The sequence below is a fragment of the Exiguobacterium sp. s21 genome (assembly GCF_018617975.1).
GTDB lineage: Bacteria > Bacillota > Bacilli > Exiguobacteriales > Exiguobacteriaceae > Exiguobacterium > Exiguobacterium mexicanum_A.
Window position 1 is genome coordinate 82,227 of record NZ_JACSLF010000010.1, and the last position, 23,507, is coordinate 105,733.

23 protein-coding genes are annotated in these 23,507 nt (G+C 52.6%); 19 read left to right on the forward strand and 4 right to left on the reverse strand.

Annotated features, from left to right (window positions below; genetic code table 11):
- Positions 1-124: 124 nt before the first annotated feature.
- The 12 genes from recX to KNP06_RS11750 all read left to right on the forward strand — a co-directional run bounded on the left by recX (position 125) and on the right by KNP06_RS11750 (position 12,991).
- On the forward strand, positions 125-937 hold the full coding sequence (gene recX, locus KNP06_RS11695) for a recombination regulator RecX (RefSeq protein ID WP_114166538.1): 813 nt from the start codon (positions 125-127) through the stop codon (positions 935-937).
- A 49-nt stretch (positions 938-986) separates the two neighbouring features.
- Positions 987-2,624 (forward strand): L-lactate permease, encoded by a 1,638-nt coding sequence (locus KNP06_RS11700; RefSeq protein WP_114166540.1) that lies wholly within the window; start codon positions 987-989, stop codon positions 2,622-2,624.
- A 316-nt stretch (positions 2,625-2,940) separates the two neighbouring features.
- Positions 2,941-4,665: an ABC transporter ATP-binding protein gene (locus KNP06_RS11705; protein ID WP_214789190.1), complete on the forward strand. Its 1,725-nt coding sequence runs from the start codon at positions 2,941-2,943 to the stop codon at positions 4,663-4,665.
- 22 nt (positions 4,666-4,687) lie between these two features.
- Positions 4,688-6,733, forward strand: a complete 2,046-nt coding sequence (locus tag KNP06_RS11710) for an ABC transporter ATP-binding protein (protein ID WP_214789193.1) — start codon at positions 4,688-4,690, stop codon at positions 6,731-6,733.
- A gap of 9 nt (positions 6,734-6,742) precedes the next feature.
- The gene (locus KNP06_RS11715; RefSeq protein WP_214789196.1) at positions 6,743-7,846 is read left to right on the forward strand and encodes an RtcB family protein; all 1,104 of its coding nucleotides are present in this window, start codon (positions 6,743-6,745) and stop codon (positions 7,844-7,846) included.
- A gap of 70 nt (positions 7,847-7,916) precedes the next feature.
- A complete protein-coding gene (locus KNP06_RS11720; RefSeq protein WP_114166548.1) occupies positions 7,917-8,231 on the forward strand; it encodes a YfhH family protein in 315 nt (104 codons plus the stop codon).
- Positions 8,228-8,497 (forward strand): YfhJ family protein, encoded by a 270-nt coding sequence (locus KNP06_RS11725; protein ID WP_114166550.1) that lies wholly within the window; start codon positions 8,228-8,230, stop codon positions 8,495-8,497. Before KNP06_RS11720 ends, KNP06_RS11725 begins: the two co-directional genes overlap by 4 nt.
- Positions 8,498-8,659: 162 nt before the next feature.
- Positions 8,660-9,199 (forward strand): helix-turn-helix domain-containing protein, encoded by a 540-nt coding sequence (locus tag KNP06_RS11730; protein ID WP_114166552.1) that lies wholly within the window; start codon positions 8,660-8,662, stop codon positions 9,197-9,199.
- A 13-nt stretch (positions 9,200-9,212) separates the two neighbouring features.
- Complete coding sequence (locus KNP06_RS11735; RefSeq protein ID WP_214789199.1) at positions 9,213-10,319, forward strand: ABC transporter ATP-binding protein; 1,107 nt, start codon at positions 9,213-9,215, stop codon at positions 10,317-10,319.
- On the forward strand, positions 10,306-11,127 hold the full coding sequence (locus KNP06_RS11740; protein ID WP_034780994.1) for an ABC transporter permease: 822 nt from the start codon (positions 10,306-10,308) through the stop codon (positions 11,125-11,127). The genes KNP06_RS11735 and KNP06_RS11740 overlap by 14 nt, the downstream gene beginning before the upstream one ends.
- Positions 11,124-11,924 (forward strand): ABC transporter permease, encoded by an 801-nt coding sequence (locus tag KNP06_RS11745; protein ID WP_214789202.1) that lies wholly within the window; start codon positions 11,124-11,126, stop codon positions 11,922-11,924. The genes KNP06_RS11740 and KNP06_RS11745 overlap by 4 nt, the downstream gene beginning before the upstream one ends.
- Positions 11,921-12,991, forward strand: a complete 1,071-nt coding sequence (locus KNP06_RS11750; RefSeq protein WP_214789204.1) for an ABC transporter substrate-binding protein — start codon at positions 11,921-11,923, stop codon at positions 12,989-12,991. The genes KNP06_RS11745 and KNP06_RS11750 overlap by 4 nt, the downstream gene beginning before the upstream one ends.
- Before the next feature lie 54 nt (positions 12,992-13,045).
- On the opposite strand, the gene KNP06_RS11755 is transcribed toward KNP06_RS11750, so the two are convergent.
- Positions 13,046-13,372 (reverse strand): hypothetical protein, encoded by a 327-nt coding sequence (locus KNP06_RS11755; RefSeq protein ID WP_214789208.1) that lies wholly within the window; start codon positions 13,370-13,372, stop codon positions 13,046-13,048.
- A gap of 186 nt (positions 13,373-13,558) precedes the next feature.
- On the opposite strand from KNP06_RS11755, the gene KNP06_RS11760 reads away from it, so the two are divergent.
- Positions 13,559-14,695 (forward strand): RNA-guided endonuclease TnpB family protein, encoded by a 1,137-nt coding sequence (locus tag KNP06_RS11760; RefSeq protein WP_214789210.1) that lies wholly within the window; start codon positions 13,559-13,561, stop codon positions 14,693-14,695.
- A 341-nt stretch (positions 14,696-15,036) separates the two neighbouring features.
- On the forward strand, positions 15,037-15,570 hold the full coding sequence (locus KNP06_RS11765) for a YceI family protein (RefSeq protein ID WP_034780985.1): 534 nt from the start codon (positions 15,037-15,039) through the stop codon (positions 15,568-15,570).
- Between the two features lie 26 nt (positions 15,571-15,596).
- Here the strand turns inward: KNP06_RS11765 and KNP06_RS11770 are convergent, their stop codons facing one another.
- Positions 15,597-16,580, reverse strand: coding sequence for a metal-dependent hydrolase (locus KNP06_RS11770; RefSeq protein WP_214789213.1), 984 nt, complete (start codon positions 16,578-16,580; stop codon positions 15,597-15,599).
- Between the two features lie 86 nt (positions 16,581-16,666).
- Here KNP06_RS11770 and mutY point away from each other — a divergent pair, with 86 nt between their 5' ends.
- The 5 genes from mutY (at position 16,667) to KNP06_RS11795 (ending at position 21,769) form a co-directional block, all read left to right on the forward strand.
- Complete coding sequence (gene mutY / locus KNP06_RS11775) at positions 16,667-17,689, forward strand: A/G-specific adenine glycosylase (RefSeq protein ID WP_214789216.1); 1,023 nt, start codon at positions 16,667-16,669, stop codon at positions 17,687-17,689.
- On the forward strand, positions 17,686-18,117 hold the full coding sequence (locus KNP06_RS11780) for an SRPBCC family protein (RefSeq protein ID WP_214789219.1): 432 nt from the start codon (positions 17,686-17,688) through the stop codon (positions 18,115-18,117). Before mutY ends, KNP06_RS11780 begins: the two co-directional genes overlap by 4 nt.
- 83 nt (positions 18,118-18,200) lie before the next feature.
- Complete coding sequence (gene ntdP / locus KNP06_RS11785; protein WP_021067741.1) at positions 18,201-18,743, forward strand: nucleoside tri-diphosphate phosphatase; 543 nt, start codon at positions 18,201-18,203, stop codon at positions 18,741-18,743.
- Positions 18,744-18,780: 37 nt separating this feature from the next.
- Entirely contained in the window at positions 18,781-20,529 is a 1,749-nt protein-coding gene (locus tag KNP06_RS11790; protein ID WP_114167432.1) for an ABC transporter ATP-binding protein, read from the forward strand.
- Between the two features lie 91 nt (positions 20,530-20,620).
- The gene (locus KNP06_RS11795; RefSeq protein WP_214712345.1) at positions 20,621-21,769 is read left to right on the forward strand and encodes a DUF3238 domain-containing protein; all 1,149 of its coding nucleotides are present in this window, start codon (positions 20,621-20,623) and stop codon (positions 21,767-21,769) included.
- 16 nt (positions 21,770-21,785) lie between these two features.
- On the opposite strand, the gene KNP06_RS11800 is transcribed toward KNP06_RS11795, so the two are convergent.
- On the reverse strand, positions 21,786-22,202 hold the full coding sequence (locus KNP06_RS11800) for a thiol-disulfide oxidoreductase DCC family protein (protein WP_214710252.1): 417 nt from the start codon (positions 22,200-22,202) through the stop codon (positions 21,786-21,788).
- A 53-nt stretch (positions 22,203-22,255) separates the two neighbouring features.
- Positions 22,256-23,488, reverse strand: coding sequence for an MFS transporter (locus tag KNP06_RS11805; RefSeq protein WP_214712344.1), 1,233 nt, complete (start codon positions 23,486-23,488; stop codon positions 22,256-22,258).
- Positions 23,489-23,507 lie beyond the last annotated feature (19 nt).

The window sequence follows — 23,507 nt, forward strand, 5'->3', positions numbered from 1 at the left end:
AAACGGGTATGAGTTTCATAAGAAAGCGGACCGTTCGTAGGTAAATACCCTTTCTTCTAACTTATCAAAAATCCTGCGCGAATGGGGAACGTGATATGTTAGAAGCAGGAAATGGAGGGATTTCGTGAAAATCGCCAAGTTTACGACCCAGAAGAAAAATAAAGACCGGCTCAACGTATACGTCGAGAAGGATGGGCGTGAGGAATTTGCGTTCGCCATCGACCTCGACGTCTTCATCAAATATGGATTGACGAAAGGGATGGAGCTCGAAGACGACTTCGTACGTGATGTCCTTCAAGCCGAAGAAGAACAAAAAGCATATAAAGCGGCCGTCAATTATTTGTCGTACCGAATGCGTGCCGTTTCAGAGGTACGCGACTACCTTTTGAAGAAAGAGATAGATGAGGCGGCCATCAAGCGCGTCATCGAACGATTGATCGAACAGCGTTACTTGAACGATGCTGAATTTGCCAAAGCCTACACTCAGACAAAGTTCAATACGAGTCCGAGCGGACCGGTCAAAATCAAACGAGAACTTACCCAGCTTCGAATTGCCCCTGACATCATCGAAGACGTCATCGGTGCAATTTCGCGCGAAGACCAGCTTGAAAAGGCCGGAAAGTTCGTAAATAGGAAACAAATGGAAACAAATCGACGTTCTGCCACAGAAGTGCAACAAAGAATTCAACAAACCCTAATGCAAAGAGGATTTACGTTTGATATCATTTCAGAGGCGATTCTCACGTTTTGGGAGAACGAGGATGAGGACGTTGAACTTTCGGCTTGTTTGACACAGGCGGAAAAACTGAATCGGAAGTTCAGTGGGTATGCCCCATATGAGCGGAAACAGCGGATGAAGATGCAGCTTCGGCGCAAAGGTTTTCCATATGAGGTGATTGAGCGGGCTTTAGATCGACTCGCTGAACAAGAGTCATAACGGAAAAATGATTTACGGTAGGGGAAAATTTTGAAAAGGTGGGTCTACATTGACGATTTTTGAATGGATTACAGCACTCATGCCGATTGTGGCAGTGCTCGTATTATTGGTCATTATGCGTTTACCGGCGTCGGTCGCGATGCCGCTCTCGCTCGTATTGACGGCAGGACTTGCGTTCTTCGTCTGGCAGCTCGATGCGACACGAATTATGGCGGCGACGCTACAAGGACTCGTGATTGCCGTCACGACGGTCTGGATTGTGTACGGTGCGATCGGAATGATGAATACGATGAAAGAGGGCGGCGGAATGAACGCCATCCGCTCTGGATTCGTCAACATCACACCGGATCCCCGGATTCAAGTGCTCATCGTCGGCTGGTTGTTCGTCTCCTTCATCGAAGGTGCTTCGGGCTTCGGGACACCAGCTACGGTTGCGGCGCCCCTGTTGATTGCCCTCGGCTTCCCGCCGATTGCAGCGGTCGTCATCGCTTTATCGGCCGACGTCTCGGCGGTCACGTTCGGTGCGGTCGGCACACCAGCTTTAATCGGAATTGGGAACGGGCTGTCGCTTGACGTCAATCAACCGGAAACGATCGAATTTTTGACAAGCGTCGTCTTACAGACGGTGTTGATTGATATGTTCGTCGGTTTGTTGATTCCGTTTATCTTGATTTTGATGCTGACCCGATTCTTCAGTAAAGAGAAGTCAATCAAGCCGGCGCTCGAAGTGTTCCCGATTGCCATTATCGCGGCACTCGTTTACAGTATCCCGGCCTACATTTGGACACTCATCCTCGGATTTGAATTCGGGGGCATGCTCGGCGGGTTGACGGGTCTCGTCATCCTCGTCACAATGGCACGCAAAGGGATCCTCATGCCTAAACGGGTGTGGACGTTCGACGGTTATGCCGATGAGATCGAGCAGCCGCTTGAGAAGCCGTCTGTCGGTAAAGGCAAACGTGAACTTCCGCAGTGGAAAGCGTGGGCGCCATATTTGATTTTGACGATTTTCCTCGTGTTGACACGGACCGTGCCATTCTTGAATGAATTGACACGTAGCGTCCGCATTGACTTGCCAAACATCATCGGGGTCGAAGGAATCTCGACGTCGTGGGAACCGTTCTATTCGCCAGGATTCATGTTCATCTTGACGATGATCGCGACGTTCTTCCTCCACAACATGAGCTGGTCACAAGTGACGTCGGTGTTCAAAGCGACGACGCTCGGTGTGGTCGGGACGGCCATCACGCTCGCTGCGTCAGTGCCGATGGTTCGAATTTTCATTCACTCAGAAAATGGTGGAGCAGGTCTGGCTTCGATGCCAGTCGAACTCGCCACGGCTGCAGCCGATACGTTCGGCGGCGTCTGGCCGCTCGTCGCACCGTGGATTGGGGCGCTCGGCGCCTTCGTTTCCGGGTCGGCCACATTCTCGAACATGATGTTCTCGAGTTTGACGACGAACGTCGCTGAATCCGTCGGCTTGAACGAGACGCTCGCGTTATCCATGCAGATGGCAGGGGCGAACGCCGGTAACATGATTTGTGTCTTGAACGTCGTCGCGGTCGCTTCGGTCGCGGGTCTTCTCGGAAAAGAAGGGACGATCATTCGTTACACGCTCATGCCGATGATTTATTACGTGACGGCGACAGGTCTTGTCGGTTTGATGCTCGCCACGTTCTTCTTGTAAAAAAGTTACAAATTATTTACGACAATAATATTGACAATTTTCTGAACAGTCTGCTAAGGTTTTAGTAGATTTTCAAACTATGAACAGAGAGGAGCCAGCATGATGAAGTACATCTCAACACTACAACGCACACACACAACATCATATGGCTACTCGTATTTGACTGCGTAATTTGGCAGCTGGATAGGGGTAGTGTCCTTTCCCTGACCATGCAAAAGACTGAAGACTCAGAAGCGTACTTCATCCGATTGGTTGCACAATCAGGTGACGTGCGCTTTTTTTGCGTGCGCGGAAAGGACGGAAGGGGGAATCAGTCATGAAACTGATTAAACAACTAGATTGGTTTATTAAAAGACAGAAGCGGACGTATATCGTCGCCATCATCCTGCTCATCATCACCGGCGTCGTCGATATGCTGCCGCCATGGATTATCGGGCAGGCGATCGATGCCATCCGCGAAGGGAGCTTGACGACGGAACGTCTCGTCATGATCGTCGGATCATTGCTCAGTATCATGGTTTTATCATACGTCCTTTCGTATGTATGGATCGCCCGTCTGTTTGGGACGGCGTTCCTGCTCGAGAAAAAATTGCGGGCCCGTTTCTTCGGCCACCTGCTCCGGCAGACACCGCGCTTCTATCAACAGCACCGCACCGGGGATTTGATGGCGCTCGCGACGAACGATTTGAAGGCGGTGGAACGGACGGCCGGGTTCGGCGTCATGACGCTCGTCGACTCGTTCAATATGACGCTCATCGCCCTCACAATCATGGGCGTGTTCATCGATTGGAAGTTGACGCTCGCCGCACTCTTGCCGATGCCGCTTCTCGCCTGGTCGATGAATAAGCTCGGACGCCAAATCCATGCTCGCTTCACAGCGGCGCAGGACGCGTTCGGCGTGATGAACGACCAAGTCGTCGAATCGATTTCAGGCCTTCGGGTCGTCCGCTCGTTCGTGCAAGAAGACGCAGATACGAAAAAGTTCGACACGATCACAGACGACGTGATGGCGAAAAACATGCACGTCGCGAAAATCGACGTCTTGTTCGAACCGGTCATTAAACTGCTCGTCGGACTCAGTTACTTGATCGGATTGTCGTTCGGCACGTATCTTGTGTTCACGAATGACATCACGCTCGGGCAGCTCGTCTCGTTCAATATCTATCTCGGGATGCTCATTTGGCCGATGTACGCGTTCGGCGAACTAATCAACGTCGTGCAACGGGGAACGGCGAGCCTTGAGCGCATCGAGGCGACGATGAACGAGACACCGGACGTCATCTCAACGGGGACGGTCGAAGTCGACGTCCCGGAGAAAATCACGTTTAAATCACTGTCATTCCAATATCCGGGATCGACCCGAGCCTCGCTTGAAGACATCGTCTTGCACGTGTCGCGCGGTGAGACGATCGGCATCGTCGGACCGACCGGGGCCGGGAAGACGACGCTGTTGCGTCAATTGCTCCGCGAGTATCCGATTGATGACTCATTACTCGTCAACGGAATCCCGATTCACGACATCAAACTCGATATCGTGCGCGGTTGGAGCGGTTACGTCTCGCAAGAACATCTACTGTTTTCGAAGACGGTCCGCGACAACATCTTGTTCGGTTCAAACGATGCGACCGAACAAGACCTCGAGACGGCGATTCGGCTCGCGGCGTTCGACACCGATATCGAGCATTTGGAGAACCGTCTCGACACGGTCGTCGGGGAACAAGGGGTTATGCTCTCGGGCGGGCAGAAACAACGGCTGTCCATCGCCCGCGCGCTCTTGAAAGATCCAGAGATCCTCTTGCTCGACGATTCACTTTCAGCGGTCGATGCCAAGACGGAAGCGCGCATTATCGACTCAGTCCGGACGAGCCGGGCCGAACAGACGACGTTCATCGTCGCACATCGCCTGTCCGCTGTCGCCCATGCCGACCAGATTCTTGTGCTGCAAGACGGTCGCGTCACAGAACGGGGGACACATGACCAACTGATGGAACGACGCGGTTGGTATTACGAACAATACGTTCGACAAGGAGAGTCGGAGTAATCCGGGAAAGGGGGAATCTCTCATGATCGATCAATACGAATTAGATCCAGTCCGCAGGAAAAAAACGATCCGTTCACTCGTCGGCTATGCCAAACAAGTGAGACGCTCGATTTTCCTCGGTTTGACCTTACTATTTTTAGCGGTCGGGGCCGAACTAGCCGGACCGTATATCGCCAAAATTATCATTGACGACCATATCGTCGCCATCGAGCGCGATTGGGTTCAAGTCGAGTCAGGCGGGAGTGTCGATTTTGACGGCAACTCCTATGAAAAAGAGACACGTCTCGACGGGGAGACCGTCGTCCGTCCCGTCTCAATCGTTCAGACGACGGACGGCTACTATCTCGTCCCAGACGCTGTCATGAGTGGTGGAGTACGTGAAGTCGAAGACGGCGTCCTCACCATCACACGGAGCGAGGAATCAGCGACGTACGACAATATCGTGCCGCTCTCCTCGACCGACGTCTTCCAGTTTTATGAGACGGATCTTCGGGCCGTGCTTATGTTATCTGCCTTGTACGTCGTCTTACTTCTTATCGCGGCAGGTTTGAACTGGGGGCAACAGATGCTCCTCCAACGATCGGCCCATAAGATTGTCAAAACGATGCGACTCGACGTCATGCGACATTTGCAGACGATTCCGGTCCGCTACTTTGACCAGACACCGATCGGGAAAATCGTCAGCCGCGTCACGAATGACACTGAGACGATTCGCGACCTATATTTGGGCGTGCTCGCACGCGTCTTCCAAAGCGTCGTCATGATGATTGGTGTCCTGATCGCCATGTTCTTCTTGGACGTGCGCCTCGGTCTCGTCTCGCTCATCATCATCCCGGTCGTCATCGTCTGGATTAAGCTGTTCCAACGCCTGTCGACCCGAAACAACTTCCGTGTCCGTGCCCTCGTCGCCGATATGAACGCCCAATTGAATGAGAGCATCCAGACGATGCCGATCATTCAGTCGTACGTCAAAGAAGATCTCGTCTATGACGAGTTCAACGAGAAAAACAGCGACAACTTCCAAACGAGACGGAAACTGCTCAAACTGGATGCGCTCATGTCGCACAACTTGGTCAACTTCTTCCGCAACATGGCGCTCGCCTTACTCATCTGGGTCGTCGGTGCGCAGACGCTTGGAACGGGCAGCGTGCTCACGCTCGGGATTTTATACGCCTATATCGATTATGTGTCACGGATCTTTGAGCCGGTCACACAAATCATGAACCAACTGTCCCCGCTCCAACAAGCGCTCGTCTCGGCAGACCGGATGTTCCAGTTGCTCGACGAGAAAGGGGAAGACGTGTCCACGGAACGGATTGCACGCTTTAAAGGCGAGGTCGCCTTCGAGGACGTGTCGTTCAGCTATGAGGCCGGGAAACCGGTGCTGCAACACATCGATATCCATGCGGAACCGGGTGAGACGGTGGCGCTCGTCGGTCATACGGGGAGCGGCAAGAGTTCGATCATGAACCTGCTCATGCGTTTTTATGACCCGTCAGAAGGAACGCTCAACATTGATGGCATGGACGTGACGAAACTGCCGACGCAAGCCGTCCGCGCCCATCTCGGTATCGTGCTCCAAGACCCGTTCTTGTTCACGGGCTCGATTCGAACGAACGTGACGCTCGGTGACGAGACGATCTCGGACGAGCGGATTTGGCAAGCGTTGACGGCGGTCGGAGCCGATCGATTCGTCAAACAGTTGCCACACGGAATAGACGAGCCGGTCATCGAACGCGGCGCCTCGCTCTCAAGCGGAGAGCGCCAGTTGATCAGTTTCGCCCGTGCCCTCGTCTTCGACCCAGCCATCCTTGTCTTAGATGAGGCGACGGCAAGTGTCGATTCGGAGACAGAAGCGCTCATCCAAGACGCGCTCAAGACGCTCACATACGGGCGGACGACGTTCGTCATCGCGCACCGTCTCTCGACGATACGGGAAGCGGACCAAATCCTCGTCCTCGATCACGGTCACATCATCGAGCGAGGCAACCATCAATCACTCATCGCTGATGGCGGGGTCTACGCCCGGATGCATGAGTTGCAAAGTAAACAACAAGCCATCAGTTGAGGAGGTCTTATGGAGATTATCGGAAAGCATAACCGGGCCAAAGTGTTCAATGAACGGATTGACGATACGACGCGGGCCCAAATCCAAACACTTGTCGATCAACCGTTCACGCGAGGCGCCTCGATTCGAATCATGCCGGACATGCATGCCGGCAAAGGATCGGTCGTCGGGACGACGATGACGATTCACGACAAGGTCGTGCCGAACCTCGTCGGCGTCGACCTTGGGTGTGGCATGCTCTGTACGGAAATCAAGGTAAAGCGCATCGACTTTCAACGGCTCGACGACGTCATCCGCCAATTTGTACCGAGCGGGATGAACATCCGGGATACAGCACACTCTTACGCGTCTGAGCTCCCGCTCGAGGATGTGCGGGCGCCGTATAAGCTCGACCGGGCCCTCCGCTCGGTCGGCACGCTCGGTTCGGGCAATCATTTCATCGAAGTGAACCGGGACGAAGCCGGACGCACGTTTCTCGTCATCCACTCCGGTTCACGCCACCTCGGGGTGCAAATCGCCGAGCATTATCAAGGACTGGCCGTCGAACAGATGCTCGAGAGAGAGGGCGAGGCACAGAAACGTTTTCAGGACCTCGCTTACGTCGAAGGGGAAGCGATGGCCGATTACATGCACGACGTGCGTATCGCACAGCAATATGCGGCCGCTAACCGTCTTGCCATGACCGATGTCATCATTGAAGCGATGAACTGGAACGTCGTCGATCAATTCGATACGGTCCACAACTACATCGACCACGACGCGATGATGCTTCGGAAAGGGGCCATTTCGGCGCGTGACGGCGAGCGGGTCATCATCCCGATGAACATGCGCGACGGCTCGCTCATCTGTACCGGCAAGGGCAACCCGGACTGGAATTTCTCGGGACCACATGGCGCCGGACGGGTCATGTCACGCTCGGCAGCGCGGAAACGGGTTGACTTCAAAGAGTTCAAACGATCAATGGAAGGGGTTTGGTCGAGCTCGGTCCGGCCGTCGACGATTGACGAATCACCGTTCGTCTATAAGTCGATGAAAGAGATTGTTCGCTATATCGAACCGGCCGTCACGATTGATCAAGTTATCAAACCACTGTATAACTTCAAGGCGAACTGAAAGGGCGAATTCAGTTTCGCCTTTTTCTTTTCCACGAAAAATCTGATACGCTACAAGAGAGGTGAGCGAAATGGAAAAACGATTGAGTGATTTATCAACATATGAACTCGAACAAGAGATTCGGGCGCTCCATGAACGGAAGCGCAAAGCCGAACAGATGGGCATGGTCAGTGAGATCGAGGTAGTCTTGCGACGGATCGCGATTGCTGAGAGCTACTTGGTCGACCCGAAATCGTTCAAGCCCGGGGCGACGTATATCGTCAACTATAATGACCGGCCGTTCCGATTGAAGTTTGTGAATGGTGTCATGGGTTGGGGGACGTTCGAAGGGGAGACGACCGAGCATGCGATCCCGCTCTCGGAGCTGTCGGAGGTGAAGGCATGAACCGGACCGAACAATATGAGCGCTTGGCACACATCTTGAAACAGAAGAATGATGTCTTGAGCGATCTCGAGGCGTTGACGTGGGTTGAAGTCCTCTGGGAGGATTTCGAGACGACGCTCGCCCGGGCTGGTGAACCGTATCCGGGGGAAGCGAAATCATTCCAGTACGTCATTCAACAGATTGATGCGTACGGACCGCAACTCCACTTGTTCCAAACGAAAAACGAGAAGTTCAAGCACTTGATGTCAAAGCGCGACATCCATTAAAAACACGCCGATGCGGCGTGTTTTTTTGCTTGCAAACTGCACACAATCCGTTATAATAAAGGTCGCTATTAGTTCGCTTTATAGTTAAGTATTTATAAACTTTCTTTAGTTGAAATCATCTTTCACTAAACCTGATTTATAGAAGGAAGGAGGGATTAAGACTTGGACGTCGGTCAAAAAATCAAGCGGCTCCGCGTCAAGAAAGGGTTGACGCAAGAAGAGTTGGCCGAGCGCACGGATTTGAGTAAAGGCTATATCTCTCAAATCGAGCGTGATTTGAGTTCACCTTCGCTTGAGACATTATTCGACTTGTTGGAAGTGCTCGGTTGCTCGCCGAAAGAGTTCTTCGATGAAGAGATGTTTCAAAAAGTGATCTATACCGAGGACGATCGGACCGTCTACGTCGACGAGGAGCGGAAATATCGGACTGAATGGCTCATCCCGGAATCGAACGAAAAAGAGATGGAACCGATTTTGCTGACATTCTTCAAACATGGGGAATTTAAGCGTTATGAACCTTCCCGTTCCGAGACGTTCGTCTACGTCCTGTCAGGGCGGGTAGCCCTGAAGCTCGGCCATCACGCGTACTTCGCTAAAGCCGGAGAAACTTTATATTATGTCGCCTCTGATTCGCATCAGCTCGTCAATGACTACGACGGCGAGAGTGAATGTTTGATTGTCGCGACCCATTCATATTTATAAGGGAGGAACTGAAATGAACCCAGAAACGATTATTCGCTTTGACAATGTGTCGAAGCATTACGATGACACTGTCGTCTTAGAAAACATCAGCTTCGAGATTGAGAAAGGCAAGTTCTACACGTTGCTCGGGCCATCTGGATGCGGGAAGACGACGATTTTACGTTTGATCGCCGGTTTCACGGACGCGTCAGCAGGCGATATCGAGTTCAACGGGAAGCGCATCAACGACGTCCCAGCGAACAAACGTCAAGTGAACACCGTGTTCCAAGACTATGCGCTCTTCCCGCACTTGAACGTGTTCGAGAACGTCGCGTTCGGTCTGCGCATCAAAAAGATGAAAGAAGCGGACGTGAAGACGAAAGTCGAGCAAGCGCTCAAATTCGTCAACCTGGAAGGTTACGAGTCACGTGAAATCGATGAGATGTCAGGCGGACAACGCCAACGTGTCGCCATCGCCCGTGCCATCGTCAACGAACCGGAAGTCATCTTGCTCGATGAACCGCTCTCAGCGCTCGATTTGAAACTCCGGACCGAGATGCAATATGAGCTTCGTGAATTGCAACAGCGTCTCGGCATCACGTTTATCTTTGTCACGCACGACCAAGAGGAAGCGCTCGCGATGTCGGATGAGATTTTCGTCATGAATAACGGGAAAATCGTCCAAAGCGGGACCCCGACCGATATTTACGATGAGCCGATCAACCGTTTCGTCGCCGATTTCATCGGTGAATCGAATATCGTCCCGGGCGTTATGCCAGAAGATAACATTGTCACGTTCGCCGGGAAGACGTTCGATTGTGTCGACCAAGGGTTTGACCGCAACGAGAAAGTCGAAGTCATCATCCGTCCGGAAGATTTAGAGATGACATCGGTCGAATCGGCGAAACTCGTCGTCGACGTCGACTCGCAACTGTTCCGAGGCGTCCACTATGAGATTTGCTGCTATGACCAAGAAGGCAACGAATGGCTCGTCCATTCGACGAAAAAATCGGTCGTCGGTTCGAAAATCGGCCTCACGTTCGATGACGAGGCGATTCACGTCATGCGCTTAGGAGAGACGGAGGAAGAGTTCGACCGTCGTCTCGAGTCCTATGAGGAGGTCGCTCATGAATCAAACTAGTCAAACCGCGAAGACGGTCTATTTGACGACCTACTGGTTATGGATCGCGCTGTTCGTCATCGCGCCGCTCCTGCTCGTCGTCTACTACTCGTTTTTTGATATCGAAGGGAACTTGAGTTTAGAGAACTATCAGATGTTCTTCACGTCGACGTATTTGACGATGACGTTGTCGTCCTTCTGGTATGCGTTCTTGATCACGTTCTTCTCACTCTTGATTGGGTATCCGACCGCCTATTTATTGACGAAGACGAAGCATAAGCAACTTTGGCTTTTGCTCATCATCTTGCCATCATGGATCAACTTATTGCTCAAAGCCTATGCGTTTCTCGGTATCTTCGGGACGTACGGCATCACGAACCAGTTTTTAGAGGCGATCGGTATCGGGACGCAACAGATCTTATTCACGGACTTCAGTTTCGTGTTCGTGTCAGTATACATTTTCATCCCGTTCATGATTTTACCGATTTATAACGCCATCGAGAAGCTCCCACCGTCGCTCGTCTATGCGTCGCGTGATCTCGGGGCCTCGAACTGGACGACGTTCCGCCGGGTCATCTTCCCGCTCACGCTCGACGGTGTGAAGTCAGGGATTCAAATCGTCTTCATCCCGGCGTTGTCGCTCTTCATGATCACTCGACTGATTGCCGGTAACCGTGTCATCACGCTCGGGACGGCGATTGAACAACAATTCCTCGTCACGCAAAACTGGGGCATGGGCTCGACGATTGCCGTGTTCTTGATTTTGGCGATGGTCCTCGTCATGGTCATCACGCGTGACTGGGGCGCGAAAGGAGCGGTGCGTCGATGAAACCGAAAAAATTTAAATTAGCTAACCTGTATTTACTGGTCGTGTTCTTCATCCTCTACGCACCGATTCTCTATTTGATCGTCTACTCGTTCAACAGTGGCGGGACGATGAGCAATTTTGAAGGCTTCACGCTCGACTGGTACAAGTCACTCTTTACCGATACGCGCCTGCTCGTCATCGTCTTGAACACGATCGTCATCGCCTTGCTGTCGGCGACGATCTCGACCGTGCTCGGCGTCATCGGGGCGCTCGCTATCTATACGGCGCGACAACGCTTCACGAAGACGTCACTCTTATCACTCAACAACGTGTTGATTGTCAGCCCGGACGTCATCATCGGGGCGTCGTTCCTCATCTTGTTCACGATGCTCGGGATTCAGCTCGGTTTCTACTCGGTGCTATTGGCGCATATCGCCTTCTCGGTGCCGATTGTCGTCATCTTGGTCTTGCCGAAGCTGCAAGAGATGAGCCCGACGCTCATCGATGCGTCGCGTGACCTTGGGGCAAGTACGTGGGACGTATTGACGAAAGTCATTTTGCCATATATCACACCGGGTATCTTTGCCGGGTTCTTCACGGCACTCACGTATTCGCTCGATGACTTTGCCGTCACGTTCTTCGTGACCGGCAACGGCTTTACGACACTCGCCGTCGAAGTTTACTCACGGGCCCGTCAAGGCATCTCGCTCGAGATTAACGCCTTGTCAGCCATCTTGTTCTTGTTCACACTCATCCTCGTCCTTGGGTATTACGTGCTCGCCCAACGCGGTGCGAAAGCGAAGGAGGTAAGACGATGAAAAAATTGGTCATCATGTTGACGGTGCCGGTCCTCGTCAGTTTCGGCCTCTTGCTCTGGGTGTATCAAATCAATATGGCGCAAGGGTTTGGCGGCGATAACACGCTCGTCGTCTACAACTGGGGCGATTATATCGATGAAGATTTGATTGGAGAGTTCGAGGAAGAGACGGGCTTGAAGGTCATTTATCAGACATTCGACTCGAACGAGGCGATGCTCACGAAAATCGAGCAAGGCGGTACGGCGTTCGACATCGCCGTACCATCAGACTATGCCATCAGTAAAATGATTGAAGAAGACCTGCTCCTGCCGATCGACTATGACAAACTCGACAACTTTGATAACATCGACCCACGTTTTCTCGACAAGTCGTTCGACCCGGGCAACACGTACTCGGTCCCTTACTTCTGGGGGACGGTCGGCATCGTGTACAACCCTGAGCTCGTAGACGGCGAAATCACGTCGTGGAATGACCTATGGGACATGCCGCTCGAGAATGACATCTTGCTCGCAGACGGGACGCGTGAAGTGATGGGCTTCGGTCTCAACTCGCTCGGTTACTCGCTCAACACGACCGACAAAGACGAGTTGCTCGAGGCGGAGAAGAAGCTCGAGACACTTTGGCCGAACATTAAAGCAATCGTCGGCGATGAAATCAAGATGCTCATGGCCAATCGCGAAGCGGCCGCGGCCGTTGTCTGGTCAGGTGACGCCTCCGAGATCATGTATGAGAACGAAGAGTTGACGTATGTCATCCCAGAAGAAGGAACGAATCTCTGGTTCGACAACCTCGTCATCCCGAACACATCAAAAAACGTCGAAGGCGCGCACCAGTTCATCGACTTCATGCTCGACGCGGAAATCGCGGCCCGAAACACCGATTACGTCGGCTATTCGACGCCGAACGAAGCGGCACTTGAATTCTTGGATGAAGAAGTGACGTCAGACGAACGTTTTTATCCGTCGAAAGACGTGACGGATGAGCTCGAAGTGTATCAAAACTTAGGCAAGCGAATGAACGCCTACTACAATGAACTATACTTGCGCTTCAAAATGCAGAGTAAATGAAAGGAGTCCCGCTCACGGTGAGCGGGACTTTTTGTGTCGCCTGAGGCGGGAATATTAGCCGATGGGGGATTTTGTCTGTTGAATGGCATCGATGTGTGCTGCCTTGACTTCATCGCTAACGTGCATATAGGGACGAAGTTGTTCGTATAAGTTGATTCGTTCGGCCGCCGACAATCGAGACTCAACGGAGTCCGTCATTTGTTTGGCCCATGCTTTTCGATTCAACACCGGAACGTTCGACGACTCCACTCGTTTCAATGTGGAACGGTCACTGAAGACGATCCACGATTGCAAACAACTGCGGTCGAGACCGAGCAGTTGTTCGACCGCCCGCATATGGAGCTCGTTTTGTTTAACTAAACTTGGCGAGAATTCCCCCACCTCTAAACGTCTCGGGCGAAGCCCGGCGTAGGTGGGAGATGAATCGTCTGCTTGCGAACCCTTTGAATGTCCCTGTGACAAATACAACGAACAAAAGTTCGTGATTCCGTCAGATTTCCTCGCCCCCTCCGCGGGTATCGGAATGGGACGAGAGTCATCCGACCATATGGAGAAGGAGGGAAAGACGTGCTGAAAGGCTACAAATATCGGCTCCACCCCACGCCGGCACAGGCCGAGTTCCTGGTCAAGACGATCGGCTGCGCCCGCTTCGTCTACAACAAATTGCTCGAGGACCGCATCACCATCCACGAGGAGGCGAAGGCGAGCGGCGGGCCGAAACGGAAGCCGCCGACACCGGCCTCCTACAAGCCGCTGTTCCCGTTCCTGTGCGAGGCGGACAGCCTCGCGCTCGCGAACGCGAAGCTGCACCTCGACGCGGCGTTCGCGAAGTTCTTCGCCGGGACGGCCGGCTTCCCGGTGTTCAAGTCGAGACGGAAATCGCGCGCGTCCTACACGACGAACAACCAGCACGGCACGATCCGCATCGAGGCGGGAAAAGTCCGGCTCCCGAAGGTCGGGTTCATCCGGTTCACACAGCACCGCGGCTTCGACGGCGAGATCCGCTCGGCGACCGTGTCGATGACGAGAACGGGCAAATTCTTCGTGTCGCTCCTCGTCGAGCAGGACGACGAGCCGTGGGTCCCGGCAGAGCACACGGTCGGGATCGACCTCGGACTCGTGCACTTCGCCACCATGACGAACGACGATCTCGTCATGGAGAAGATCGCGAACCCGCGCAACCTGCGAAAGGCCGAGGCACGGCTCAAATGGGCGCAACGCGCGCTCTCCCGCAAGAAGCCCGGCAGCAGGAACCGCGAGAAGGCCCGGCTCCTCCTCGCGAAGAAGCATGAGCAGGTCAGGAACCGCCGGCACGACTTCCTCCACAAGCTGTCGCGACGCATCGTCGACGAGAACCAAGTCGTCGTGGTCGAGACGCTGAGACCGAGGGAGATGATGCAGGACCGCCGCCTGGCGAAAGCGATCGGGGACGCCGGGTGGGGCGAGTTCGTCCGCCAACTCGAATATAAATGTAAGTTCTATGGGCGGACGCTGATCAAGGCCGACCCGTGGTTCGCCTCGACCCAGGTCTGTTCGGCCTGCGGCGAGAACGGCGGCAGGAAGGGCCTGCATATCCGGGAGTGGACATGCGGCGCATGCGGCGCGCACCACGACCGCGACGTCAACGCGAGCCTCAAACTGTTGCGCCTCGCCGAGGATATCATGTCTTCAGGGCAGGGACTGCCCGACGAGCTTGGTCAATAATCGTAGCTAGTAAAAGTACGGTCTTCCCAAGAAACTCCCACTTCAGGCTGCGAAGCAAGCAAGTGGTGAGTAGTTCACAGTGAACTTTCGTGCCTGTCGAGTTTGGGACTTCATAAATCATGGTAGTTCCTCCCTTTTCCGAAAAGTATAGGGATTCTATGTATGCGCTTACATTTTATTGTAAGTCCACAGCTTCCTTTTTTCATCGTAACGGGTCGGTATGATAAAAGTCAAAATTTTTAGACAATAATTTGTCACATTTATTAAGATATGTTTTGAAGTCAAGATTTGTGGTAAACATCAATTAGCATCAATTTTAAATCGAAGGAGTGGACGTAATAATGGCAAAAACATATCAAGTCGACCCGGCACACAGTTCGATTACATTTACGGTCAAGCATATGATGATCTCGAAAGTAAAAGGGGAGTTCAAAGATTTTCACGTCGAAGCGAACGGACAACCGGACGATCTCGCGAACGCCCGCGTGAACGTGACCATCAAGGCGGCATCGATCGATACGAATAACAGCGATCGCGACAACCATTTACGGTCTGGCGACTTCTTCGATGTGGAGCAACACGAGGACATCGTGTTCGAGTCGACATCGTTCCGCTCAAAAGGCGGCGGTGAATTCGAACTGACCGGGAATTTGACAATTCGCGGGACGACCCGGGAAGAGACGTTCGAAGTCGAATATGAGGGAAGTGCAAAAGATCCATGGGGTAACATGAAGCACGCCTTCACCGGTGACGGGTCGATCAACCGGGAAGATTATGGATTGACGTGGAACCAGGCGCTCGAAGCGGGCGGCGTCCTCGTCGATAAAAAAGTGAAGTTTGACTTTGAGCTCCAGTTCACGGAGTCGGAGGCATAAAAAAAGTCGCTCTCGCGAGCGACTTTTTACTGTTCGTAGGCCAATTTCTTTTGTAAGCTCTCTTCGCTGAACACCCAGCCAGTGAATGAAGACAACACTTCATTCGATTCTTCGTCGACGATGACGACGGCGACGAACGGATAAATGTCTTTCGAAAAGTAGCGCAAGTTCGTGAAGCGATATTCAATCATGCCATTGTGGCGTGTGACCGTATACGTGTGAATCTTCGAAAACTCAAGGAACGATTGAAGATCCGCATTTTTACGGGCCTCCACGAAGTGAAGGTCGTCTTCCCCAGGCATCGGCTTGTCACGGAAACGACCACATTCGATGACTGTCCCTTTTTTCACTTTGACTGCTCCTAAACCGTTGCGGAATCGAACGGCGACGTGCCAGTCATCCCAGCCGATACCGGGCGAGATGAACAGTTCGTGGGCGCCGGCGAAGTGACGGGCGACCGTGGCGAGGGCGCGATTACGCAATTTGAACTGGATGGCGTAATAGCTGATGACGAGCGCAATGAGCAGTGCAAAAATCGGGACAGTCGCCCCTGTGATAAGCCATAATACATATGCGCCGTAATAGGCAGAGAACAAATACGGATCGAACGTCCCGATGACGCCCCAGCCAATCCATTTCTTCGAAAATGGTTGGAGGGCTTGCGTCCCGTAGGCGTTGAACAAGTCGACCGTGACGTGCAGCAACACGGCGATTTGTGCCATGACCCATAATGAGGCAGGGTTGACGCCAAGCGCGAGTCCGATGACGGCGCTGACGATGATCGGCCAGGCGAGGAGTGCGGTGATCCCATGTGAACGACCGCGGTGCTGGCGTAAATACGTGCTATTTCCTTTTAGTTTGAAGACCGTGTCAAAGTCCGGAGCGTGCGAGCCGACGAGAGCCGTCGCTGTCATGGCTAGAAACATTTGTGCGTCGCCTGACACCTCTGGGCTGAGGGTCGCGATTGCACTTAAACCAAGTCCCATCCCAATATGAGTAGCAGTATCCAATGTGCTTCAGCACCTCCATAAGTAGAAAAAACGGCGTTATTTGATCCATTTCATCATACAATATTTTTAAAACGAGGGGAAACGAAATGCTCGATGTTGATAAATTGTTCACAAATTATAATATTCAAGAATTTAACACAAATTTAGTGACGTGGTTCAATCGTGAAAAGCGTGATTTGCCGTGGCGTCATAAAAAGAATCCATATCGTGTCTGGGTGAGTGAGGTCATGCTCCAACAGACGCGCGTCGATACCGTCATCCCATACTATAACCGTTTCATGGAGCGCTTCCCGACGATTGAGGCATTGGCAGCGGCCGAACCCGATGAGGTCGTCAAATATTGGGAAGGACTCGGTTATTACTCACGGGTCCGAAACCTTCATCAAGCCGTCCGGGAAGTCGTTGCTGTGTACGACGGCATCGTCCCCGAAGAAAAAGAGCGGTTCGAAAAACTGAAAGGCGTCGGACCGTATACGACCGGGGCCGTGCTCTCGATCGCCTACAATCAGCCGGAACCAGCCGTCGATGGCAACGTCATGCGCGTCATGTCCCGTCAATTCGGGATTTATGACGACATCGCCATCCCAAAAACGCGGAAGTTGTTTGAGCAAGTCGTGCGTCGACTGATGGACCCGGCGCATGCCTCGGACTTTAACGAAGGCATCATGGAACTCGGGGCGACGGTATGTACGCCGAAAAAACCGATGTGTTCGCTTTGCCCCGTTCAAGACGATTGTTATGCTTATACCCATAACGTTCAAGATGAACTCCCGGTCAAGACGAAAAAAGGGGCGTCTCGGATTGAAATGTATGATGCGCTTTATTGTCGACAAGAGGGCCGCACGGCCTATATGAAGCGACCGGAAACAGGTCTTCTCGCTGGAATGTGGCAATATCCGCTTACAGACCGGGGAACGGGGGAACAGTTAAACGGAACCTATGTTGGACAAGTGAAACATGTGTTTTCCCACATCGTCTGGTACATCGACTTATATAAAGTCGAGACGTTACCGGCAGGGGAATGGACTTGGCTCGACGAAGAGGCACGTGACGTGGTGACGGTATCGGTCGCCCAACAAAAATTAGAGCAGATGGCAGGTGCGAAATGAGACAGTTTGACGTACGAACTCCATATGACACGTCCGTCGACACACTCTGGACGTTGCTTCAAGATGCTTCACTGTTATCCGAGCTGACATCGTTCCCGAAAGTGACGCTCCTTGGGGATGGGGCGTCGGTCGAGGGGAATGTCGTTCAGCTCCGCATCGAGGTCGGCCCGATTTCATTACCGTGGAACAGTGCCATCACGTTGACGGGGAATCACGCTTTTTGTGACCAAGGCGTGAAGTTGCCGTTCCCGTTCCGTCGCTTCAGCCACGTGCATCGGGTCGAACAAGTTGGCGGACAGGCTATCATGGTTGATGAGGTCACATTCGATAGCTACGTACCGGCCGTTCTCGTCGAATACTTCGTGCTTCGACCGATGTTCAAAGCGCGAGCCGAGGCGTTCCGAAAAACACTAAATTCCTGTAAATAAGAGATTTCCTTTTTCATTGGTTCTGAAAGTCGCTATAATTAAATATGAGAATTGTATAGCATCATAGCGGAAAGGAGGAGCTTATGAGCTTATTTCCCAAAGCAGGTAGCAAGATCGAGATACAGAGCTACAAGCACAACGGAACTTTGCATCGCGTTTGGGAAGAAACGCTCGTCCTTCAGTCGTCAAAAACGGATATGATCGGATTCAATGACCGCATCATGGTCAGTGAGTCAGACGGCCGGCAATGGAGAACACGTGAGCCGGCAATTTGCTACTTTTCATCTGAGTTTTGGTTCAATGTCATCTGCATGATTCGCGAAGATGGGATTTACTACTACTGTAATCTAGGTTCGCCGACAACGTTCGATGGGGCAGAACGTGCCATCAAGTACATCGATTACGATTTGGACATCAAGGTGTTCCCGGATATGTCGTACACGATTTTAGATGAGGATGAATATGAGCGGCATCGTCGCGAGATGAATTATCCGAAAGCGATTGATCGAATCTTGAAACAGAACGTTCAAGAACTTATTAACTGGATTCGAGGACGGAAAGGGCCGTTCAACCCAACATTCGTCGATGAATGGTATCGCGAATACGAAGCACGTTACCGGAGATGATCGCTCATCTCCGCTTTTTTTCTTGAAGGAGGAACTAATGGGTAGTATTAAACGTTATTTAAAGTTCGTTAAACCGTATAAGAAACAAATCGCGCTGACCATCTTCGTCGGGATTTTGAAATTCTCCATCCCGCTCGGGTTGCCGCTCCTTTACAAATATGTGATCGACAATTATTTGACCGACCCGGACCCGGCGAGGGATTATACCGAACTCGTCTGGCTGTTCGGAATCGTCTTCTTTGTCTTCCTTGTCTTGAAGCCACCGATTGAATACTTGCGACAATATTTGGCGCAATGGGCGGCAACACGAATTTTGTTCGACGTCCGGAACCGATTGTTCGACCACGTCCAAAAATTATCGCTCCGCTATTACTCGAACAATAAGACAGGACAGATCATCTCGCGCATCATCAACGATGTCGAGCAGACGAAAGACTTCGTCATCACCGGCCTGATGAACATCTGGCTCGATATGGTCACGATTTTAATCGCCATCGCCATCATGTATACGATCGATCCGCAACTGACGCTCATCGCCGTCTTGCCTCTTCCGTTCTATGCCATCGCCGTCCGCTACTTTTATGGACGGTTGCGCCGGCTCACGCGGGAACGGTCGGCTGCGCTCGCGGATTTGCAAGGTCATTTGACCGAACGTGTCAACGGGATGGCCGTCATTCGCAGTTTCGCCCTCGAACCGTATGAGAACAAGGCGTTCGAAGAGCAGAACGATGGATTCTTGAAAGCGGCGCTCCGCCATACCGGATGGAACGCGAAGACGTACGTCGTCGTCTCGACGATCACCGATATCGCCCCAATTTTGATTTTCACGACGGCCTCATGGCTCGTCTTACAATTGGACGTCTCGCTCGGGACGCTCGTCGCGTTTATCGCCTATATCGACCGTCTCTACGCACCGCTCGGTCGTCTCGTCAACTCGGCGACGACGCTCACGCAATCGGTCGCTTCGATGGACCGTGTCTTCGAATTCCTCGATGAGCCGTACGACATCGAAGAGAAGCATAGCGCCTTCGTACCTGTACAAACGGCTGGCGATATCGAGCTCGACCGGGTCAGCTTCGCTTATGAGAAAGACGGAGCCCAGGCTCTCCACGATGTCAGCTTGCACATCCGTTCTGGGGAGCGGGTCGCCTTCGTCGGTATGTCTGGTGGCGGCAAGTCGACGCTCGTCAGCTTGATTCCACGATTTTATGATGTCACGTCAGGTAGCATTAAAATCGATGGCACCGACGTCCGAGACTTCAAGTTGCGGGCGCTACGCAATCAAATCGGGATGGTCATGCAGGACTCGGTCCTCTTCAGTGAGTCGGTCGCGATGAATATCCGGATGGGGAATCCGGAAGCCAGTGACGAAGATGTCATCGCCGCCGCGAAAGCAGCGAACGCCCATGAGTTCATCTCGAACTTGCCGGACGGCTACGATACGCCGGTCGGAGAGAAAGGCGTCAAACTGTCAGGTGGGCAAAAGCAACGGCTCGCCATCGCCCGTGTCTTTTTGAAACATCCGCCGATCATCATTCTCGACGAAGCGACGAGTGCGCTTGACCTTGAGAGTGAGGCGATGATTCAGGACTCGCTCGCGCGATTAACGAAAGGCAGAACGACGCTCATCGTCGCGCACCGATTGTCGACCATCACCGACGCCGATAAGATTGTCGTCGTCGATAACGGACAAATCATGGAGACGGGCACGCATGAAGAATTGATGCGTCGCCGCGGCGCCTATTACGATTTGTATATGATTCAAGATTTAGCAGTCGTCGAATGAGACGGGACCTCGAGGAAACTCGAGGTCTTTTTGTTTTCCGTGACAGTGAGACGGGAATGAAGAAACGACATGCCAAAAGGGGGATGAACCAATGATGAACGGGGAAGGATTAATTACGGTAAAACCGCTAAAAGACGCGCTCGAGCTGACGTGGTCAGTCGAAGGGACGGTCCGGCTCACGCGGAACGGGAAGTATGTGTATGAAGGGACCGATCAACACTATGTCGATCACGAGACCGGTGTGGGAGAACAAGTCGCTTATCGCATCACGGACGAACAAGGGGAAGTGGCGAAAGTGTATACGGCCGCCGTCGACCCATCTGACGACTTGTACTGGAATCGTCATCTCACGTCGGCAGTCGTCGCCTCGAACGGCACCCATCTCCAATGGGACCCGATTGCTGACGTCGAAACGTATGCGATTTACCGGCAAGGACGACGCATTGCCGAAGTCGTCGGCCATGCTTATTTGGACGAGACGCCGCTCAATGAGCCGACAATGTATGAAGTGCGGGCGCTCCGCTCTGTGAAGCGAGATGAGAAACCGGGGACGAGTCTCATTCACGCCGTCGGCAAAGCGATGTCACTCGCCAAAGAATTGAAGACGGACACGAGACGGGACAAGGAATTGTACATCATGTATTTTCTCGTCAGTCCGATTCGACCTGATTTGGAGACGGTGGACCAGATTCAGCTTCGCGTCCAGACGTTCATCCGCCCGCCGATGATTAAAAACCCGAACTTGTTGTCGCCTAATCCGTATTTTGAAGGAGACGGTCGCCCTTATAACGTTCATGCGACCGACTATCGCACGCGGACGGAAGTGAAGGCCGAAGGGCTGAGTGATATTCCGATCGTCTCCATCAAAAAAGATGCGAATGTGACGCGTGGCTATACGAAACATCACCGTTTGACGGGTGAAGATATCGCATCTGTCGACCAAGTGTATCTTGAAGATGTCGATATCGACCGCGGGCGGGCGGCGTATCGGTTGCAACATTCCGTTGGCAACCCGCTCGTTATCGCGCCGGACATCAAATATACGATCGTCGCGCAATTAAAGGACAATGCTACGTTCAAGCTGTCCGGAAGTCATACGCAATCGCCACATCATGAAGTGTATCTTCAAGTCGGTGATGCCCCATGGACGACGATTCACCGGGCGGACGACCTCGGTGTCAGTTTCATGGGCAATCCGATGCCGGAGTGCCACTGGACGTACTTGACCTGTATGGACTAAAAAAAAAACCGTCGACTCATCGAGTCGGCGGTTTTGGTTGTTGGTCGAGAAATCGGCTCCGTTCTTCCGGCGTCGGCAGTTTGCACGTCTGTTTTTGTCCGAACCACTGATAACGATGTTTAGCGATCACATCATAGCCGAAATCACGAATCGATTTTGGGACGAACCTCACAAACCGGAGCCAACGCCACTTCCCATCCAATCCTTCCGCGATGCGGACCGCCGCATCGGATTTAATGTACGGGACACCATCGCGAATCAACACGATGCTGTCGACCGAGTCGTTGATACGATGACGTTTACGTAAAGCTTGACCGGCCTCGCCTTGAAGCGAGGCGAAATGAAAGTTCCCCGTCGCGTCACGGTTCAAGATGAACTGGACGCTCGCATCGCAAAAGTTACAGTCTCCATCAAATAATACAATGGCTGGCATACCACTCGCCTCCTTCACTCTTGCCTGTTTCCGTTCCGGTGTCACTTCAAACGTTATGCGGCGAGCTGGCGTACCGATTCCATCTTATATAGCGAGACGTAGTAGAGGTAGGCACCGAGCGCTCCGAACAAGAAGATGTAGCCACTCATGAACACGGGTCCGATGAATGCCCCGACGACAATCCCGGCCGCGGCCACGAGTTTGGCCCCGTGGAACGTGAGTCCACCGAAAGCAAGGTACGAGGCGCGACGCTCCGGGTCGAGCAAATCGACTTGTTTCACTTGGCGGATCGGCGAGTACAGCAATTCGCCGACTGTGAAGACAACGGCTAAGACGGCGAGAATCAGGAACGAGTTCATCGACGTAATGGCAGCGTACGCCGTGATGTATAACGACAAGCCGATGAAGAACACGTATTTCTCACGGTACCGTTTCACAAATGCAGTGACGGCGAACGTGATGGCGACGACGAGCAATGTGTTCTCGAGTTGCATGAATGCCATCATTCGGACACCATCGAACGGAACACCGACGATCGAGCGCTGTTGAAACGATTCCGCCAAATGAACACCGATATAGTTCGCCATATGGAACTCGGTGGAGAAGACGAGCATGCTGCCGAGCACGAACAACATCCAGCGTCGGTCATTGAGGGCGATCCGGTAGTTTTGAATCACGCCGACAATCGGATTGGCCGGCGTCGACCGATTGCCTTGATGAGAATCGACGAGATAGCGCTGTAAGAGGATCGTCGTAATCGTCAAAACGAGTGTCATCCCGACAAACAAGCCGAAGCGGTAGTCACGATAGAAGGCACCACCAAGCATGACGCCGCCAGCGATAGCCAAGTTGACGAGCCAATAGTCATATACATATATCGCTTTCCGATTCGATTCTTCCATCGAATCGATGACGATCGCCTCCAAGGCCGGATAGTTCAACCCGTTGGCGACCGCGTGACCGAAGTAGAGAATGGCCACGGCGAGTGCCCAATTGTTTGATGGGTGAATCGCCACCGTCATTCCGATGAAGCAAAGGATTTGAACGAGTTGGCCGATTTGTAAGACGTGCTTGCGATTGAATCGATCCGAGAAGTACCCACCGAACAAGCCGGTGACATACCCGACGATGACGAATGACGTCATGATGATCCCGGCAGCGATTTTGCCGAGTTCTTCTGAAAAGTATAAAGCCATGAATGGAAAGATGGCCGAGCCGACGATGCGGATGAAAAAGCCGCAGACGAGTCGAAGCCGAACGTTGGTTGGAAAATCTTTGAATTTCATGTGAGCACCTCCTTGTCAC

Bases quoted from the DNA above. Each gene is read 5' to 3' on its own strand.
- KNP06_RS11705 (WP_214789190.1), top strand. From the start codon at position 2,941: ATGAAACTGATTAAACAACTAGATTGGTTTATTAAAAGACAGAAGCGG.
- KNP06_RS11710 (WP_214789193.1), top strand. From the start codon at position 4,688: ATGATCGATCAATACGAATTAGATCCAGTCCGCAGGAAAAAAACGATC.
- KNP06_RS11715 (WP_214789196.1), top strand. From the start codon at position 6,743: ATGGAGATTATCGGAAAGCATAACCGGGCCAAAGTGTTCAATGAACGG.
- KNP06_RS11720 (WP_114166548.1), top strand. From the start codon at position 7,917: ATGGAAAAACGATTGAGTGATTTATCAACATATGAACTCGAACAAGAG.
- KNP06_RS11725 (WP_114166550.1), top strand. From the start codon at position 8,228: ATGAACCGGACCGAACAATATGAGCGCTTGGCACACATCTTGAAACAG.
- KNP06_RS11735 (WP_214789199.1), top strand. From the start codon at position 9,213: ATGAACCCAGAAACGATTATTCGCTTTGACAATGTGTCGAAGCATTAC.
- KNP06_RS11740 (WP_034780994.1), top strand. From the start codon at position 10,306: ATGAATCAAACTAGTCAAACCGCGAAGACGGTCTATTTGACGACCTAC.
- KNP06_RS11745 (WP_214789202.1), top strand. From the start codon at position 11,124: ATGAAACCGAAAAAATTTAAATTAGCTAACCTGTATTTACTGGTCGTG.
- KNP06_RS11750 (WP_214789204.1), top strand. From the start codon at position 11,921: ATGAAAAAATTGGTCATCATGTTGACGGTGCCGGTCCTCGTCAGTTTC.
- KNP06_RS11765 (WP_034780985.1), top strand. From the start codon at position 15,037: ATGGCAAAAACATATCAAGTCGACCCGGCACACAGTTCGATTACATTT.
- mutY (WP_214789216.1), top strand. From the start codon at position 16,667: ATGCTCGATGTTGATAAATTGTTCACAAATTATAATATTCAAGAATTT.
- KNP06_RS11780 (WP_214789219.1), top strand. From the start codon at position 17,686: ATGAGACAGTTTGACGTACGAACTCCATATGACACGTCCGTCGACACA.
- ntdP (WP_021067741.1), top strand. From the start codon at position 18,201: ATGAGCTTATTTCCCAAAGCAGGTAGCAAGATCGAGATACAGAGCTAC.
- KNP06_RS11790 (WP_114167432.1), top strand. From the start codon at position 18,781: ATGGGTAGTATTAAACGTTATTTAAAGTTCGTTAAACCGTATAAGAAA.
- KNP06_RS11795 (WP_214712345.1), top strand. From the start codon at position 20,621: ATGATGAACGGGGAAGGATTAATTACGGTAAAACCGCTAAAAGACGCG.
- KNP06_RS11800 (WP_214710252.1), bottom strand. From the start codon at position 22,202: ATGCCAGCCATTGTATTATTTGATGGAGACTGTAACTTTTGCGATGCG.
- KNP06_RS11805 (WP_214712344.1), bottom strand. From the start codon at position 23,488: ATGAAATTCAAAGATTTTCCAACCAACGTTCGGCTTCGACTCGTCTGC.